The sequence below is a fragment of the Stutzerimonas stutzeri genome, from assembly GCF_002890895.1.
In the GTDB taxonomy this organism is placed as follows: Bacteria; Pseudomonadota; Gammaproteobacteria; order Pseudomonadales; family Pseudomonadaceae; genus Stutzerimonas; species Stutzerimonas stutzeri_AB.
The window spans coordinates 119,915-135,923 of record NZ_POUL01000008.1 but is presented as its reverse complement, the minus strand read 5'-3'; the positions used below and the strand labels follow the sequence as shown (position 1 = coordinate 135,923).

Sequence of the window (16,009 nt, the reverse complement as noted above, 5' to 3'; positions counted from 1 at the left end):
CGCTAGCGCTGATCTGCGGCGAGCAACAACGATGCCGGCGTCAGTTCCTCGCCTTTCCACTGGAAACGCACGGGCCACAGCTGCTGCTCGATGTCCGCCTCTTGCCACAGCTCAGCAAAGCGTCGCCCCGCCTCGGGGTGGACGACATCCGGCTCCAGCAATGCCAATGGCCAGAGCACGAAGGCGTTCTTCAGCGTCTCCGGCCGCGGCAGCTGCAAGCCGTGAAAATTGCCCTGCAAGTCGCCATACATCAACACATCGATATCCAGCGGCAGACCTTTGCGGTCAGGCGCGCAGCGTCCATTGTCCGCTTCGATGAACTTGAGCCGTCGGTCCAGCTCCATCAAGGGCAAGTCGGTGTTACCGGAAACGACGAGATTGTAGAAATGGTCGCCCTTATAACCCACAGCAAGGCTTTCAAAAACGGGCGAGCAGCGCATCTCTCCGAGCAGCTTTTCCAGCGCATCGAGACCGGCAGTCAGATTCCGTTTACGTTGGTTATTGCTGCCGAGCCCCAGCAGTACGCGCGTCAGAGACATCCGCGTTCGATCTCCACACCTAACGCTTTGGCGCGCGGGTTGACCCCAGGCTTGGTCACCCGAAGCCGCAGCCAGGGAATGCCGAACTGGCTCATCAGAGTGCCCGCCAGGCGTTCGGCAAAGGTTTCCACCAGCTCGAAACGTGACGCCTGCGCGAACCGATCGATGGCGGCAGTCACTTCGGCGTAGTCCAACGCTTTGTCCAGCTCGTCATTTTGCGCGGCAGGTCGAATGTCCCAGCCAAGGGTCAGGTCCAGACGCAGGCATTGGCGAATGCCGCGCTCCCAATCATAAGCGCCGATCAGCGTATCCACTTCCAGCCCTTCGATGAAAACTGTATCCACGCAACGTTCTCCCACGGCACGACAACTTCACTACAGGCCGTTAGACTCAGGAGCTCCCTGCCCCGGATGGATGCCATGTTCTGGCAATTAGCACTGCTCGCCTATCTGACCGGCTCGCTTTCATTCGCCATTCTACTCAGTCGCCTGACCGGTGCACCCGATCCCCGTGCAAACGGTTCCGGCAATCCCGGCGCCACCAACATGCTGCGCCTGGCCGGCAGAGGCCTGGCCATCAGCACCCTGTTCGGCGATTTGCTCAAAGGCCTACTGCCGGTGCTGCTTGCCGCCGCACTGGGCCTGACGATCGAGCAACAAGCCTGGATCGGCCTTGCCGCCGTACTGGGCCACTCATATCCGCTGTACTTCCGCTTCCGTGGGGGCAAAGGCGTGGCCACCGCCGCTGGCGTCTTGCTTGGCCTGCATCCCGCAACGGCATTGCTGGCGCTGCTCATCTGGCTGGCTGTTTTCACATTGTCACGCACCAGTTCACTGGCCGCACTGGTCGCACTACCGCTCTGCCTGCCCTTTCTTGCCTGGATGCAACCTACGGCGCTCTGGCCTATGGCATTGCTGGCCGCGCTCGTCGCCTGGCGTCACCGTAACAACCTGCGCGACCTGTCTAAAGGCAGAGAGCGACATTTTTAAGCTAACCGGCGTCAAATCGCCGGAAGCGTTTCCATTGGCCAGCGCGCCTGTACCGAAATCTCGGGGCCATCCTGCTGGCCAGCCAGCAAACGCTGGCAGCCGGCGTAGGCAATCATCGCCCCATTGTCGGTACAGAAACGCGGACGGGCATAGAACACCCGCCCTTTCAGTTCGGCGAGCATCGTTTCCAGACTCTGGCGCAATGCCGTATTGGCGCTCACGCCACCGGCGATGACCAGACTGTGCAAACCCGTCTGCTGCAAAGCACGTCGACATTTGATGGTCAGCGTATCGACAACGGCTTGCTGAAAAGCCAGCGCGATATCACAGCGCGTTTGCTCGCCCTCATCGCCGGCACTCTGACGTTGCTGCCAGGTCGTCAGGGTGGACGTCTTGAGGCCGCTGAAACTGAAATCGAGCCCGGGACGATCGGTCATTGGTCGGGGAAAGGTGAAACGACCCGGCGTGCCGCGCTCGGCAAGCGCTGCGATCTCGGGACCGCCGGGATAGCGTAGCCCCATCAGCTTCGCCGTCTTGTCGAACGCTTCTCCGGCGGCGTCGTCCACCGATTCGCCCAGCAGTTCATAGCGGCCAATGCCATCGACTCGAACCAACTGTGTATGCCCACCGGAAACCAGCAACGCAACGAAGGGAAACGCCGGCGGCTGTTCTTCGAGCATTGGCGCCAGAAGGTGCCCTTCCATATGGTGAATCCCCACTGCAGGCACACCCCAAGCAAACGCCATTGCCTGGGCGCAGGAGGCGCCAACCAACAGCGCCCCGACCAGACCAGGGCCTGCCGTGTAGGCCACCGCATCAATTTGACTCGATTCGCGCCCGGCTTCCTCGAGTACCTGACGGATCAATGGCAGCATCCGTTTGACGTGATCACGGGACGCCAGCTCTGGCACCACCCCCCCATAGACGCGGTGCAGATCGATCTGACTGAACAGGGCGTCGGCCAGCAGGCCGTGCTCGCTGTCATACAGCGCGACGCCGGTCTCGTCGCATGAAGTTTCCAGCCCCAGTACCAACATGGGCACGACCTTCCAAAGAAGCGAATGAAGCCGCGCATATTAATCGCCGGGGCCAGCGACCGACCAGCGCTTTTCGATCAGGGGGCTTTGCATTCCACGCGGCAAGGCGTTAACATCCGCAACCCTTAAAACCAGCGTGCTCGCGATATTTGCCGAAGCGCGTTGTAACCGGTAAACAAGTGAAGGTACGTCCTGGATGCCCAACGTTAAAGTTAAAGAGAACGAACCATTCGACGTAGCTCTGCGTCGCTTTAAGCGTTCTTGCGAAAAGGCCGGTGTTCTGGCCGAAGTCCGCAGCCGTGAGTTCTACGAAAAGCCTACTGCTGAGCGCAAGCGTAAAGCTGCTGCCGCAGTCAAGCGTCACGCCAAGAAAGTGCAGCGCGAACAGCGCCGCAGCGTTCGCCTGTACTGATCCAGTACAGCTGACGCTGCATCAAGCCCGGCCAATGCCGGGCTTTGCATTTGAAGGAGACTCCGCTTCGCCAACAGGCGAATGGCCGGAGTTTTTTTCATTCCGGCCTGAACACTGCAAGCGTATTCTCATACCCCTATGGCCGGCTTGATCCCGCAATCTTTCATTGATGACCTGCTCAACCGCTCTGACATCGTCGAAGTGGTGAGTTCGCGCATCCAACTGAAAAAAGCAGGCAAGAACTACACCGCCTGCTGTCCGTTCCACAAGGAAAAGACCCCGTCCTTCAGCGTGAGCCCGGACAAGCAGTTCTACTACTGCTTTGGTTGTGGCGCTGGAGGCAACGCGCTCGGCTTCATCATGGATCACGACAGCCTGGAATTTCCGCAGGCAGTCGAGGAGCTGGCCAAGCGCGCCGGCATGGAAGTGCCGCGCGAAGAAAGCGGACCAGGGCGCAAACCACGCCAGCCCGTGGATTCGCCGCTATACCCCCTGCTCGAATCCGCCGCCGAGTACTATCGGCAGTCTCTAAAGGGGCACCCGGCACGCAAGGCCGCGGTGGAATACCTGAAAGGACGCGGCCTTTCAGGCGTTATCGCAAGGGATTTCGGCCTCGGCTTCGCTCCACCCGGCTGGGACAATCTGATGAAGCACCTGGGGGGCGACGCCCTTCAACAAAAAGCCATGATTGACGCCGGGCTGCTGATCGAAAACGCCGAAACCGGCCGAAGCTATGACCGCTTCCGCGACCGTGTGATGTTCCCGATCCGCGACAGCCGCGGGCGCGTCATTGCCTTTGGCGGCCGTGTGCTGGGCGATGACAAGCCGAAATACCTGAACTCGCCGGAAACACCGGTATTTCATAAAGGCCAGGAGCTTTACGGGCTCTACGAGGCCCGCAAAACCAATCGCGACCTAGATGAGATCATGGTCGTAGAAGGCTACATGGACGTCATTGCACTGGCGCAGCAAGGGCTGCGCAATGCCGTCGCGACACTGGGCACAGCGACCAGCGACGAACACCTCAAGCGCCTGTTTCGTATCGTACCCAGCGTGCTGTTCTGCTTCGACGGTGACGCAGCCGGCCGCAAGGCTGCCTGGCGCGCTCTGGAATCGGCGCTGCCTAACCTGCAGGACGGCCGCCGCGCGCGTTTTCTGTTTCTGCCAGAAGGCGAAGATCCGGACAGCCTGGTGCGCCGCGAAGGCACCGACGCCTTCAGGGCTCGAATCCAGCAACAGGCTCAACCGCTAGCAGATTACTTTTTCCAGCAGCTCAGCGAAGAAGCAGACCCACGCTCACTGGAAGGCAAAGCCCATCTGGCGACCTTGGCGGCACCGCTCATCGAAAAAATCCCCGGCAACAACCTGCGAGCACTGATGCGGCAGCGCCTCGGGGAAATCACCGGCCTGCACAGCGAAGCACTCCAGCAGATGAGCACCGCAGCGCCGAGCGCCGCGCCGGAATATGACGACAGCATTTACTACGACACCGCCTCCGCGCATGACGAAGGCGACTATTACGCACCGCTCACCACCACCACCGAGCCGAAGCCGGGCAGCAAGAAAGAATGGAAAAAGGACTGGAAAAAGCCCGGCCAGCGTCCAGACTTTAAAAAGCCGCGCGGCCCAAGAACGCCCGCCGCAGTGGAACCACCAGCACTGACGACCCTACGCACACTCCTACACCATCCGGAGCTCGCACAGAAAGTCGAAGATGTTAGCCACTTCGCGGCGGAAGACGACACCTATGCCCAGTTGCTAGTCGCACTACTTGGAACCCTGCAGAAGAACCCCAAACTGCGCAGCCTGCAATTGATAGCTCGCTGGCATGGAACCGACCAAGGGCGCCTTTTACGCGCGCTTGCCGAGAAAGAATGGCTTATCTCGGCCGATAACCTTGAACAACAGTTTTTCGACACCATAACAAGTCTTGCTGCCAGACAACGCGAACGCAGCCTTGAAACGCTGCTACGTAAAGCTCGCCAGGGTGAACTCAGCGCAGAGGAGAAAGAGCAGCTGCGCAGCCTGCTAAATCGCAACTCAACACCCGCTATATCGACCTCAACTGGCGCGTGAGGTCCTTGCTCGGCTATAATGCTCAGCTTGTTTTCAGCCCGCCAGAACCGTCAGTGGATAGGGTTATATGTCCGGAAAAGCGCAACAGCAGTCCCGTCTCAAAGAATTGATCCAGCGTGGCCGTGAGCAGGGTTACCTGACTTACGCCGAGGTCAATGACCACCTACCGGAGGATATTTCCGATCCGGAACAGGTGGAAGACATCATTCGCATGATCAACGACATGGGTATCAATGTATTCGAGGTTGCCCCGGATGCCGATGCCCTGTTGCTGGCCGAAGCCGATACCGATGAAGCCGCAGCCGAAGAGGCCGCGGCGGCACTTGCCGCTGTCGAAACCGACATTGGCCGCACCACCGATCCCGTGCGCATGTACATGCGTGAAATGGGTACCGTCGAACTGCTGACCCGCGAAGGCGAAATTGAAATCGCCAAACGCATCGAGGAAGGCATTCGTGAGGTGATGAGTGCTATCGCCCACTTCCCGGGTACCGTCGACAGCATCCTCGCCGATTACGATCGCGTCACCTCCGAAGGTGGGCGTCTCTCCGACATTCTCAGCGGTTATATCGACCCTGACGATGACGGCGCAGCCGGCCCGCAGGCAGAAGTCGAGCCAGTTACACCGCAGGCAGCGGCAAAGCCGGCCGGTGACGACAAGGACGACGAAGACGAAGACGATTCTGACAGCGAAGAAGAAGAAGGCGATGGCGGTCCGGATCCGGAAGTTGCCCGCATTCGCTTCGGCGCAGTCGCTGAACAGCTCGACGTCGCCAAGAAGGCGCTGAAGAAGCATGGACGCGGCAGCCAGCAGGCGACCGATGCCCTGCAGGAACTGGCCATCCTGTTCATGCCGATCAAGCTCATCCCCAAGCAGTACGATGCGCTGGTAGAACGTGTACGCGACGCCCTGGCCCAGATCCGAGCCCAGGAACGCGCGATCATGCAGATCTGCGTTCGTGACGCACGCATGCCGCGCGCAGACTTCCTGCGCCAGTTTCCTAACAATGAAACTGACCTTGATTGGGCCGATAAGCTGGCTAGCGGCAAGAGCAAGTACGCCGAAGCCATTGCTGCACGCAAGGAAGACATTCAGCGCTGCCAGCAGAAGCTGCTCGCACTGGAAGAAGAATGCGTACTGGCGATTGCCGACATCAAGGACATCAACCGTCGGATGTCGATCGGTGAAGCCAAGGCTCGCCGCGCCAAGAAAGAGATGGTCGAGGCCAACCTGCGTCTGGTTATTTCGATCGCCAAAAAGTACACCAACCGCGGCCTGCAATTCCTCGACTTGATCCAGGAAGGCAACATCGGCCTGATGAAAGCGGTCGACAAGTTCGAATACCGCCGCGGCTACAAGTTTTCGACCTACGCCACCTGGTGGATTCGCCAGGCGATCACTCGCTCCATTGCCGACCAGGCGCGGACCATCCGTATCCCGGTCCACATGATCGAGACGATCAACAAGCTCAACCGCATCTCCCGTCAGATGCTGCAGGAAATGGGCCGCGAGCCCACGCCTGAAGAGCTCGGCGAACGCATGGAAATGCCCGAGGACAAGATCCGCAAGGTACTGAAGATCGCCAAAGAGCCGATCTCCATGGAAACCCCGATCGGCGACGACGAAGACTCGCATCTGGGTGACTTCATTGAAGACTCCGCCATGCAATCGCCGATCGACGTGGCGACCGTGGAGAGCCTCAAGGAAGCCACTCGCGAAGTGCTCTCCGGCCTTACCGCACGGGAAGCCAAGGTACTGCGCATGCGCTTCGGCATCGACATGAACACCGACCACACCCTTGAGGAAGTCGGCAAGCAGTTCGATGTCACCCGCGAGCGGATCCGGCAGATCGAAGCCAAGGCGCTGCGCAAGCTGCGCCACCCGACGAGAAGCGAGCATCTGCGCTCCTTCCTCGACGAGTAAACCAGAACCCCCGGCCCGCGCCGGGGGTTTTGCCTTTCTGGCCGTGCAAAACAGTCCGGCGCGCACAGCTTTGCTTGGCGCATACGCAACACCACCGGTATAATCCGCCCGCCTCTGAGGGCCTATAGCTCAGTTGGTTAGAGCAGAGGACTCATAATCCTTTGGTCCACGGTTCGAGTCCGTGTGGGCCCACCAACTCCAAAGCCGCGCACTGCGCGGCTTTTTCATGCGCGATGGAAAAGCCGCTCAGCTAGTCCTATGTTCCCAAGGTACAAATTCAGTACAGTGCCGGTTCGCCTGTACTCCTTGGAGCTCGCTCAATATGGCCACGATCGTCAAAACCCCTGCCGGCACCTGGAAGGCTTTGGTGCGCAAAACTGGTTGGCCGACTAACACCAAAACCTTCCGGACCAAGCGCGACGCCGAAGATTGGGCACGTCGTACGGAAGACGAAATGGTCAGAGGCGTGTACATCCAGCGCAGCGGCTCCGAGCGCATGACATTGGAAATGGCCCTGAAGCGCTACCTTAGCGAAATCAGCCCCACCAAGAAGCCGACCACCCAGCGCGCCGAAGCCACCAAAGCCCAGCAGCTAATTAGCCATCTGGGCAAATACTCCATGGCCGCCCTCTCCGCCGAGATCATCGCCACCTACCGCGATACCCGACTCGCCTCGATCACTAACCGCGGCAAGCCCACCAGCAACAACACCGTACGCCTGGAACTGGCCTTGCTCAGCCATCTGTTCACGGTGGCGATTCAGGAGTGGGGCCTGGGCCTGAGTTTCAACCCCGTGCTGAACATCCGTAAACCTAGCCCCGGCGAAGGCCGAGACCGGCGCTTGTCTTCCGAAGAAGAACGCCGCCTACTGACCGCCGTAAACAATCACAGCAACCCCATGCTTGGCTGGATCGTCCGCATTGCGCTGGAAACCGGCATGCGCTCATCCGAGATCACTTCCCTTCGCAGGCATCAGGTCGATATGAAAAAGCGCGTGGTGCGCCTCTCAGACACCAAGAACGACAGCGCACGCACCGTCCCACTTAGCAAATGGGCCACGGAGACCTTCCAGGCAGCACTGAACAACCCAATACGTCCGATTGACTGCGATTTAGTGTTCTTTGGCGAGCCAGGTAAAAACGGCAAGCGCCGTCCGTACGCCTATACCAAGACCTGGGGGCTGCTGAAAACCAAGCTCGGCATGCCCGACCTACGTTTTCACGATCTGCGTCACGAGGCGGTAAGCCGGCTGGTCGAAGGTGGTCTGTCCGACCAAGAGGTCTCGGCTATCAGCGGGCATAAATCAATGCAGATGCTGAAGCGCTACACGCACTTACGTGCGGAAGATTTGGTGAGCAAATTGGATAAGCTTGATACCAAGCGCTTGTGAACGATGGGTCGCCCTATTTCCGCGCCCGTCATTGACAGCTCAAAGACTCCAGCCCCTTTTACCCCGGCTGAGAATCCGCCGGCTTAAAAGGGGCTAAGATTGGAAAGCGGCGCGGGTCATCGAGCGCCCATCAGCCGAACCAATCCATCAACGGTGCCCTTCCCTAAGCCAACTTCTTTGGCGATGGCAACAACTGTCAGACCGCGCTCCAGACCGTCCCGAATATTGTTCCTCGTCAGCTCAGATACGTGCGCCTCGCCTGTTAGCGGATTAAGGTAACAACCGGCATGCTGCGTGCTGATCAAGGCCTCCAAACTTTTCTTGGCTTTCGATATTGCCTGCCGTGAAACACCCAGTCGCCTAGCCATTTCAGACTGGCTAATCCCCTCTCCATGCATCAGCCAGACTTTCTCGCGCAGCCCCAATGAGGCACCTCGCTTTGGCGCTATGGCATGCAACCTCGAATGCACCTGGTCATAGGCTGTTTTACGCACTTCTTGCATGTCCGCAGCAGCAGGAGGCTGAAAATCGATCCCGTAGTCAGACCTCGCCAAACCCATCAGCACAGAAATTTGGCGTTGAAACGCGTCCCTGTAACGCAGATCCGCATGATATTTCGATGACCCAGGTTTATGGATCGAGCAGTATCGCTGGCTTAGATTCCCCGCTGTCATTCGGTCGACCCGGCACCTTTCAAAGATGCGATCAAGCTCTGCGGCGTCGGTCTTAGATATCAACGCCACTGCCGGCGGGAGATGCTGGTTCGCTTTCAGCAACATCGCCTGCGCCCACCTGACCTCTCGCTCATCTTCCGTGTGGCTATCAGAACGAAGCAAAGCGCCTACCTCGCGCCCTTCCTTAGCATCGATGTCCTGCAGCTTTTTGGAGCGGATGCTCTCCCGCCAACAGAGCTCGCAATACGCAACACCCTGTGGCCGAGTACGACAGTCCATAAGCGCGTCAAACTGCATCAGAGCTTTAGTGAGCCTAGGCCTGAAGTGTCTGAACAACCGAAACAGCTCCCGCACCGACTCAAGGGCGCCGCATAAAGCATAAGCGTTCGGATCTGGAGTGCCCGTCAGGTCAAGCAAGCTGCGCTGCGCAAATCTCAGGTTTGAATCCCATCGTTCCAGATTCAGGAGCTGCCAATCAATCTCTGGCATGCTGTCGATTTTAGCTCCTTCAAAACCACTCTCCACGATCACTACAGCTAATGCGGCATCCCTATGAGCAGCGGTCCTAGGGCACGGGACAGCCGAGAAAAGCGGCGGCCGACGCGCCATCTCGGACAAACGAGCCCCTGATAGCAGCTCCTTCGCCCAGTCGCCCTTGTACTGTTCTACGCAATCGTCAAATACGTCATCAAGGTGCTCACGAACCAAAGGCCAGATTGGGTAACGCCTGGAGGTAAGACTTGACGACGCAGACAGGCCAGAGAAGACCGACTCGAAGCCAGCCTTAAACGCAGCGGAGCAGCGGGAGTCGCTGGCGAACATAGCTAGCAGATGCTCAAGAGATCTAGCGCGAGCCATGTCAACCTTTGCGTTAAAAAAGTAGCCCTTATTCTAGGCGTAATTATCCGTACTGTTCCACCTACATTACTTAGGTAGGCGCAGGGCCATGACGACTGAAGAACTAATTTTGACCAGCAACGGGGGCTCCCCTCTCCTTTCGATAACGCAAGTCGCAGAGATATTTCATCGCAGCCCGGAAGGACTGCGCATAACGCTATCTGGGGACAACGAGCTCGCTCGGCAATTAAAGCCCTGCAGGGTGAAAATAGGTCGCCGCGTTTACTTTCGAGTAGCAGGCATCGCACAGTTCATCGACCAGGCCTGAGGTTAGGTCCTTGTCCTTGTCCTTGTCTGTAGAAAGCGCAGTTGCACGACTGGAAGAGTCTAGGAAGCTGCATCCCAGTACGAAAAAAACCGACGCTGGCTCTGGCTCATCCCCGCCGTCAACGCTACCTGACTGGCCTGCTTCGTCACGTGGCGTACCGAACGTAGCTCTTAGGTCAGCCCTCTTTAGTTCGAGCCGATCAAACAGATACTTGGAGCGAGCCGAAATCTTCGCGCAAAACCCAACATCCATCCGCTACACAGGACAACGTTTGAACCAGGTTGACCATAACGTTTGGATCACCCTGTTACACGTCTGCCGTGCCAATAATCTGGGCCTGCCGTTTCGCAGTAGCGCGTATGTACTCTTGAAACTGCAGGGGAAAACCGACACAGGTCCGAACAGAGGAGTGCTGTATCGGTGCCTTGCCCGGCTGACGGCTACTGCAATCGAGATCTCAGACGGGAAGCGGTCATATACCGGGAGCCTGATCGATGAATTTTACCGGGACGAGGAAACAGGTGAGCTCGTCATCGAACTCAACCCCAAGCTAACGGGCCTGTTTGGTCGAGAGGGTTTCACTCACATTGACTGGAGTGTTCGTCGCCAGCTTACACATAAGCCGCTCTCCCAATGGCTGCATGGCTATTTCGCCAGCCACGCTGACCCTTTCCCTGTTTCGATTAAAACGCTTATGAACATGGCGGGAAGTGACGACGCTTGCCCAGCGAGCGCTGAACGTAATCTGAAGCGTGCACTAGCCGCTCTTGCAGAAGCGCATAAATCACTTGGGCAGGCGTTTAGCTATGAAATATGCGAAGGGAAGGTATACGTTCGCAAGCGGCCTACCGGAAGCCAGCACAGGCATCTTCGCAAGAAACTAGGACGACAAAACCTAGCTGATTGATACCGTTAGGTTGACCAGGAAATACCGTTACGTTGACCAGCCATTACCGTTACGTTGGCAGGAAAATGCCGTTACGTTGACCAGCAAATACCGTTACGTTGGCATTTATCCACAGGGACAAACAGCCTGCAGCCCTAGTGCCATAAGGGCTCACCCAGATTACCGCGTCGCTCTAATCCTTTTTAATCATATTTAATCTAAAGCGGCACGATACAGTCGTGACTGAGCAAGCTTTCTGCGCGGTCGGTATATGAGAGGCGATCACGCACAGACGCGTATTGCGGCAGCCTACGTTTGCTCTTCCTGCGAGCGCGAATTTGCAAGGTAGCGGAGCTGCCGCAGCGAGGTCGTGCCAACAAGGCCATTAGGCCGCGTTAGATTGATGCTGGCGTTGTCTCAAGCATCAATTGCCTACCTTAAGCGCTGCCAGGCGAACTCCGAGCACATGCAGCACCGAGATCAGATTGCACAGGTCCAGGTCGTTACAGGTTTCTAACCTGTGCCATGAAATGCCTGTCTCACTACTTAGCTTGCGCGCCCCATAGGCGCGAACAGCGACAGCTATGGCACCTAGAATATGGTCGCCGTCCTGAGTCTCGAATGCGTCGTTTAGAAAGATCGCTCTGGCTTCTGCATCGGAGAGAGCCGCTGCCGGATCGTAATTTATGAACTGGACCATAAACCCTCCTTTGGGGCTGATTTGCAACGTATGCAGATGAGTGCTTGGGAGTTCTTCATCACGCACGCTGTCGCTCAACTCTTCAGCTCAACAGTGTTTTTTGAAGCCTCGTTGCCGCGCATTTTAGTTCCGTAGCATTCGGACACCCAGCACACCTGACATGGGCCTGACAAACGCCTGACAACTACCGGACAAACTGCCTCCATCGCTAGAAATCTTGGGCTGACTCCTGACAAATCGCCTACAAACTCCCTACAAATCGCTTAAATCCACGCCGAGCAAATTGCTTCGTATAAAGACCATATCAATTACAGGCACGCTATGGATGTATACACATCCGGCGCCAAAGGGGGCTCCCCTTTGAAACCCCGGATCTACGATCCGAAGCAATTCCGAACACCTTGATCATTGCCGTGGGAGTTCTTCATCACGATAAAAGCAGCCCAGCCCGGCTTGCGCCACACACGCTCCCCCGCCCCGGTTCATCCCGCCCTGCGCACCACCGAAACTGTAGCTCTGAGGCTACAGTTACTGTCATGTCCTCTACATTTGTAGCCCCAGCGCTACTAAAGGATCAAAACCAACGCAGATTACAGCGGAGCGGACCATCAGCGGTGTGTTGTTGGCCAGAGGACGTAGGGCGATGGAGGATCGGCCTATGAACAAACCAGACAACCGTACTCGGTCAGCCACGCAGATTTACCCTAGCCCAGGTCGCTCCGTTAGAATCCTTGCCCTTCTCGTAGTCGGAGCAATACCGTGATGGAACACCTGGACACTTTCTTGGCCCGTTGGCAAAAGGCCGGCGGTACTGAGCGCGCCAACTACCAGTTGTTCCTCACCGAGCTATGCAGCCTGCTTGGGCTGCCACTGCCAGAACCTGCCGGCGACGACACCCGCGACAACGCCTATGTGTTTGAGCGCCGCGTAGTGATCAACCAGCCTGACGGCAGCAGCAACAACGGCTTTATTGACCTCTACAAGCGCGGCAGCTTCGTGCTGGAGGCCAAGCAAACCGGCAAGACCCTGGATAGCTCAGGCTGGGACAAAGCCATGCTCAAGGCCCACAACCAGGCCGACCAGTACGCCCGCGCTTTGCCAGCCGATGAAGGCCGCCCGCCGTTCATCCTGGTCGTGGATGTTGGCCGCAACATCGAGCTGTATGCCGAGTTCAGCCGCTCCGGTGCCACCTACACGCCCTACCCGGATTCACGCAGCCACCGCATCCGCCTGGAAGATCTGCGCAAAGAAGATGTGCGCGAGCGCCTGAGCGCTGTTTGGCTTGACCCACTCAGCCTCGACCCGGCCCGCCGCTCAGCCAAGGTCACACGAGAGATTGCCGATCAACTGGCCAAACTGGCGAAGTCCCTAGAAGCTGCTGGCCATTCTCCGCAGCTGGTTTCCAGCTTCCTGATGCGTGCCCTGTTCACCATGTTTGCCGAGGACGTTGGCCTGCTGCCCGAACGCGGTTTTACTGAGCTGCTGCAGCGCCTGAAGAACAAGCCCGACACTTTCGCGCCGATGCTTGAACACCTCTGGCAAACCATGAACAGCGGCGGCTTCTCGCCGATCCTGGAAAGCACGCTGCTCAAGTTCAATGGCGGCCTATTCGCCGAGGCGTCAGCCATCGCCCTCGACCGTGATCAGATGGAGCTGCTGCTGAAGGCCTCCGAGGCCGACTGGCGCTATGTGGAGCCAGCCATTTTCGGCACCTTGCTGGAACGTGCGCTTAACCCTCGTGAACGCCATAAGCTGGGCGCGCACTACACCCCTCGCGCTTACGTCGAACGCCTGGTTCTGCCAACCGTGATCGAGCCACTGCGCGCCGAATGGAAGGAAGTACAGGCGGCCGCGCTGACCTACGAGAGCCTGGGTAAGCACAAGGAAGCCGTTGAAGAAGTAAAAGCCTTCCAGCGCCACCTGTGCGACGTGCGTGTACTCGACCCGGCATGCGGCAGCGGCAACTTCCTCTACGTCACCCTGGAGCACATGAAGCGCCTCGAAGGCGAAGTACTCAACCTGCTGGGCGACTTGGGCCAAACCGGCATGCTGGACACCGAAGGCCTCACCGTCGACCCGCACCAATTCCTCGGTCTGGAGATCAACCCACGCGCCGCCCGTATCGCAGAAATGGTGCTGTGGATCGGCTACCTGCAATGGCACTTCCGCACCCACGGCAAAGTAAACCCGCCCGAGCCGGTGCTACGTGACTTCCACAATATCGAACACCGCGATGCGTTGATTACCTACGACGCCGTGGATCTAGTGACTGACGAAAGCGGCAAGCCGTTTACACGCTGGGACGGCATAACCACCAAAACCAGCCCGATTACCGGCGAGCAGGTGCCGGATGAGTCGGCTCAAGTTGAACAGTACATCTATCGCAACCCGGGTAAGGCCGAGTGGCCGCAGGCAGATTACATCGTGGGCAATCCGCCATTCATCGGCAAAGTGAATATGCGCTCTGCCCTTGGCGACGGATATGTCGATGCAGTACGCAACACCTGGCCGGAGGTGCCGGATTCAGCCGATTTCGTTATGTACTGGTGGCATATCGCGGCCGAAACCGTGTGCGCCGGCAGCGCTCGCCGGTTTGGTTTTATTACCACAAACAGCATCAAACAGATATTCAACCGCCGCGTTGTACAGGTTCATCTGGAAGCCAAAATCCCGCTATCGCTGGCCTTCGCCATTCCCGATCACCCCTGGGTGGACGCAGCCGACGGCGCGCAAGTACGCATTGCAATGACTGTCGGCAGCGCCGAGGAGCAACCTGGCCGACTGCTGACCTTACGCGACGAATACAGCAGCGCACAGGAACAGGACGAAATCGAAGTAAATCTGCAGGAGCGCCGGGGCAAGCTGTTTGCCGATTTGAAAGCCGGTGCGGATGTTGCAGGCAGCAAGCAGTTGCAGGCTAATGCCAACATCACTTCCATGGGCGTCATGTTGGCAGGATCTGGTTTTATTCTTCAGCCGGACGTGGCGGTGAAAATTGGCCTGGGCGTAATCGCCGGGCTGGACCTGCATATTCGCGATTATCGCAACGGGAAAGACTTGGCCAACCGCCCTCGGGGAGTGAGGGTTATGGATTTCTTTGGCCTAACTGCCAGCGAGGTTTGCGAGCGCTACCCGACCGCCTATCAAAGGCTCTTGGAGTATGTGAAGCCAGAGCGCGACGCCAATAAGGACGAAGGCTTCCGGAAGAGCTGGTGGCTATTTGGTCGCCCTCGGCCTGCACTGCGCACCATGATCAATGGTCTCAGCCGATATATCGCAACAGGAGAAACAGCCAAGCACCGCTTCTTCCAATTTCTGGACTCGTCTGTACTTCCAGACCACAAAATAATTGCATTCGGGCTAGCAGATGCTTGGCTACTTGGCATACTTTCGGGTCGCCTCCATTGCATATGGGCAATGGCTGCTGGAGGTCAGTTGGGGGTCGGCAACGACTCGGTTTATAACAAAAGCCGCTGCTTCGAAACTTTCCCCTTCCCAGATGCCACGCCCGAGCAACAAGCGCAAATCCGCAATCAGGCCGAACGCCTGGATGCCCACCGCAAACGCCAGCAGGCACAACACCCCGAGCTGACCCTAACCGGCATGTACAACGTGCTTGAAAAGATCCGCGCTGGTGAATCGCTCAGCGCCAAGGAGAAGACCATCCACGAACAGGGTCTGGTCTCCCTGCTGCGCGAACTGCACGACGAACTGGATCGCGCCGTCTTCGCCGCCTATGGCTGGGATGATTTGGCCGAACAACTGGTGGGCAAGCCTGGCGCTACCACGCCGCTGCCGGACAAACCCGAGGCGCAGGCCGAAGCCGAAGAAGAATTGCTGTCCCGCCTGGTGGCGTTGAATATCGAGCGAACCGCAGAAGAAGCCCGCGGCCACATCCGCTGGCTGCGCCCCGAGTACCAAAACCCAAGCGCCTCCGTCGCACCGGAGCAAAGCGAAGCCGACCTGGACGACACAACGGATTTCGAATCCGTCCCTGCCGCCGCAGCCGCCACCGGCAAACTCACCTGGCCCAAGCAAATGCGCGAACAGGTCGCCGCCGTGCGCCATGCGCTTAGCCAAAGCCCACTGCCCGCCGACGCCCTCGCCGCCCAGTTCAAACGCTCACCCAAGGTCGCCGTACAGGCCGTACTGGATGCCCTGGAAGAGCTGGGCATGGTGCAGCAGGACGCAGATCAGTATCGTCTGGCCGGCTGATG

The 16,009-nt window shown here is 58.2% G+C and carries 13 protein-coding genes and 1 tRNA gene; 9 read left to right on the top strand and 5 right to left on the bottom strand.

Translation table 11 applies throughout. The features are described 5' to 3' along the window. Nucleotides 1-2: 2 nt before the first annotated feature. On the bottom strand, nucleotides 3-539 hold the full coding sequence (folK, locus tag CXK96_RS15675) for a 2-amino-4-hydroxy-6-hydroxymethyldihydropteridine diphosphokinase (protein ID WP_102837368.1): 537 nt from the start codon (nucleotides 537-539) through the stop codon (nucleotides 3-5). Then, the gene (gene folB, locus CXK96_RS15670) at nucleotides 530-883 is read right to left on the bottom strand and encodes a dihydroneopterin aldolase (RefSeq protein ID WP_102837367.1); all 354 of its coding nucleotides are present in this window, start codon (nucleotides 881-883) and stop codon (nucleotides 530-532) included. Before folB ends, folK begins: the two co-directional genes overlap by 10 nt. A gap of 75 nt (nucleotides 884-958) precedes the next feature. Here folB and plsY point away from each other — a divergent pair, with 75 nt between their 5' ends. After that, complete coding sequence (gene plsY, locus CXK96_RS15665; RefSeq protein ID WP_102837410.1) at nucleotides 959-1,528, top strand: glycerol-3-phosphate 1-O-acyltransferase PlsY; 570 nt, start codon at nucleotides 959-961, stop codon at nucleotides 1,526-1,528. Between the two features lie 11 nt (nucleotides 1,529-1,539). On the opposite strand, the gene tsaD is transcribed toward plsY, so the two are convergent. Then, the gene (gene tsaD, locus CXK96_RS15660; protein ID WP_102837366.1) at nucleotides 1,540-2,565 is read right to left on the bottom strand and encodes a tRNA (adenosine(37)-N6)-threonylcarbamoyltransferase complex transferase subunit TsaD; all 1,026 of its coding nucleotides are present in this window, start codon (nucleotides 2,563-2,565) and stop codon (nucleotides 1,540-1,542) included. 196 nt (nucleotides 2,566-2,761) lie between these two features. Between tsaD and rpsU the strand changes: the two genes are divergently transcribed. The 5 genes from rpsU (at nucleotide 2,762) to CXK96_RS15635 (ending at nucleotide 8,367) form a co-directional block, all read left to right on the top strand. After that, nucleotides 2,762-2,977, top strand: coding sequence for a 30S ribosomal protein S21 (gene rpsU, locus CXK96_RS15655; protein ID WP_003283508.1), 216 nt, complete (start codon nucleotides 2,762-2,764; stop codon nucleotides 2,975-2,977). A 138-nt stretch (nucleotides 2,978-3,115) separates the two neighbouring features. Continuing rightward, entirely contained in the window at nucleotides 3,116-5,053 is a 1,938-nt protein-coding gene (gene dnaG / locus CXK96_RS15650) for a DNA primase (RefSeq protein WP_102837365.1), read from the top strand. Between the two features lie 67 nt (nucleotides 5,054-5,120). Beyond that, the gene (gene rpoD / locus CXK96_RS15645; RefSeq protein WP_102837364.1) at nucleotides 5,121-6,977 is read left to right on the top strand and encodes an RNA polymerase sigma factor RpoD; all 1,857 of its coding nucleotides are present in this window, start codon (nucleotides 5,121-5,123) and stop codon (nucleotides 6,975-6,977) included. Nucleotides 6,978-7,095: 118 nt separating this feature from the next. Beyond that, nucleotides 7,096-7,172 (top strand) — tRNA-Ile (locus CXK96_RS15640). Nucleotides 7,173-7,299: 127 nt separating this feature from the next. Continuing rightward, nucleotides 7,300-8,367: a tyrosine-type recombinase/integrase gene (locus CXK96_RS15635; protein ID WP_180981534.1), complete on the top strand. Its 1,068-nt coding sequence runs from the start codon at nucleotides 7,300-7,302 to the stop codon at nucleotides 8,365-8,367. 116 nt (nucleotides 8,368-8,483) lie between these two features. Here CXK96_RS15635 and CXK96_RS15630 read toward each other — a convergent pair whose 3' ends face one another. Next, on the bottom strand, nucleotides 8,484-9,530 hold the full coding sequence (locus CXK96_RS15630; RefSeq protein WP_256061647.1) for a MarR family transcriptional regulator: 1,047 nt from the start codon (nucleotides 9,528-9,530) through the stop codon (nucleotides 8,484-8,486). A 457-nt stretch (nucleotides 9,531-9,987) separates the two neighbouring features. Between CXK96_RS15630 and CXK96_RS21005 the strand changes: the two genes are divergently transcribed. Together CXK96_RS21005 and trfA are read left to right on the top strand one after the other, a co-directional pair. Then, a complete protein-coding gene (locus CXK96_RS21005; protein WP_102837361.1) occupies nucleotides 9,988-10,206 on the top strand; it encodes a plasmid-related protein in 219 nt (72 codons plus the stop codon). 10 nt (nucleotides 10,207-10,216) lie between these two features. Then, nucleotides 10,217-11,113 carry a plasmid replication initiator TrfA gene (trfA, locus tag CXK96_RS15620; RefSeq protein WP_336442443.1) on the top strand — a complete coding sequence of 299 codons (897 nt, stop codon included), beginning with the start codon at nucleotides 10,217-10,219 and terminating at the stop codon, nucleotides 11,111-11,113. 403 nt (nucleotides 11,114-11,516) lie between these two features. On the opposite strand, the gene CXK96_RS15615 is transcribed toward trfA, so the two are convergent. Then, nucleotides 11,517-11,858 carry a transcriptional regulator gene (locus CXK96_RS15615; RefSeq protein WP_146030708.1) on the bottom strand — a complete coding sequence of 114 codons (342 nt, stop codon included), beginning with the start codon at nucleotides 11,856-11,858 and terminating at the stop codon, nucleotides 11,517-11,519. Nucleotides 11,859-12,554: 696 nt separating this feature from the next. On the opposite strand from CXK96_RS15615, the gene CXK96_RS15610 reads away from it, so the two are divergent. After that, nucleotides 12,555-16,007 (top strand): class I SAM-dependent DNA methyltransferase, encoded by a 3,453-nt coding sequence (locus CXK96_RS15610; protein ID WP_102837359.1) that lies wholly within the window; start codon nucleotides 12,555-12,557, stop codon nucleotides 16,005-16,007. Nucleotides 16,008-16,009 lie beyond the last annotated feature (2 nt).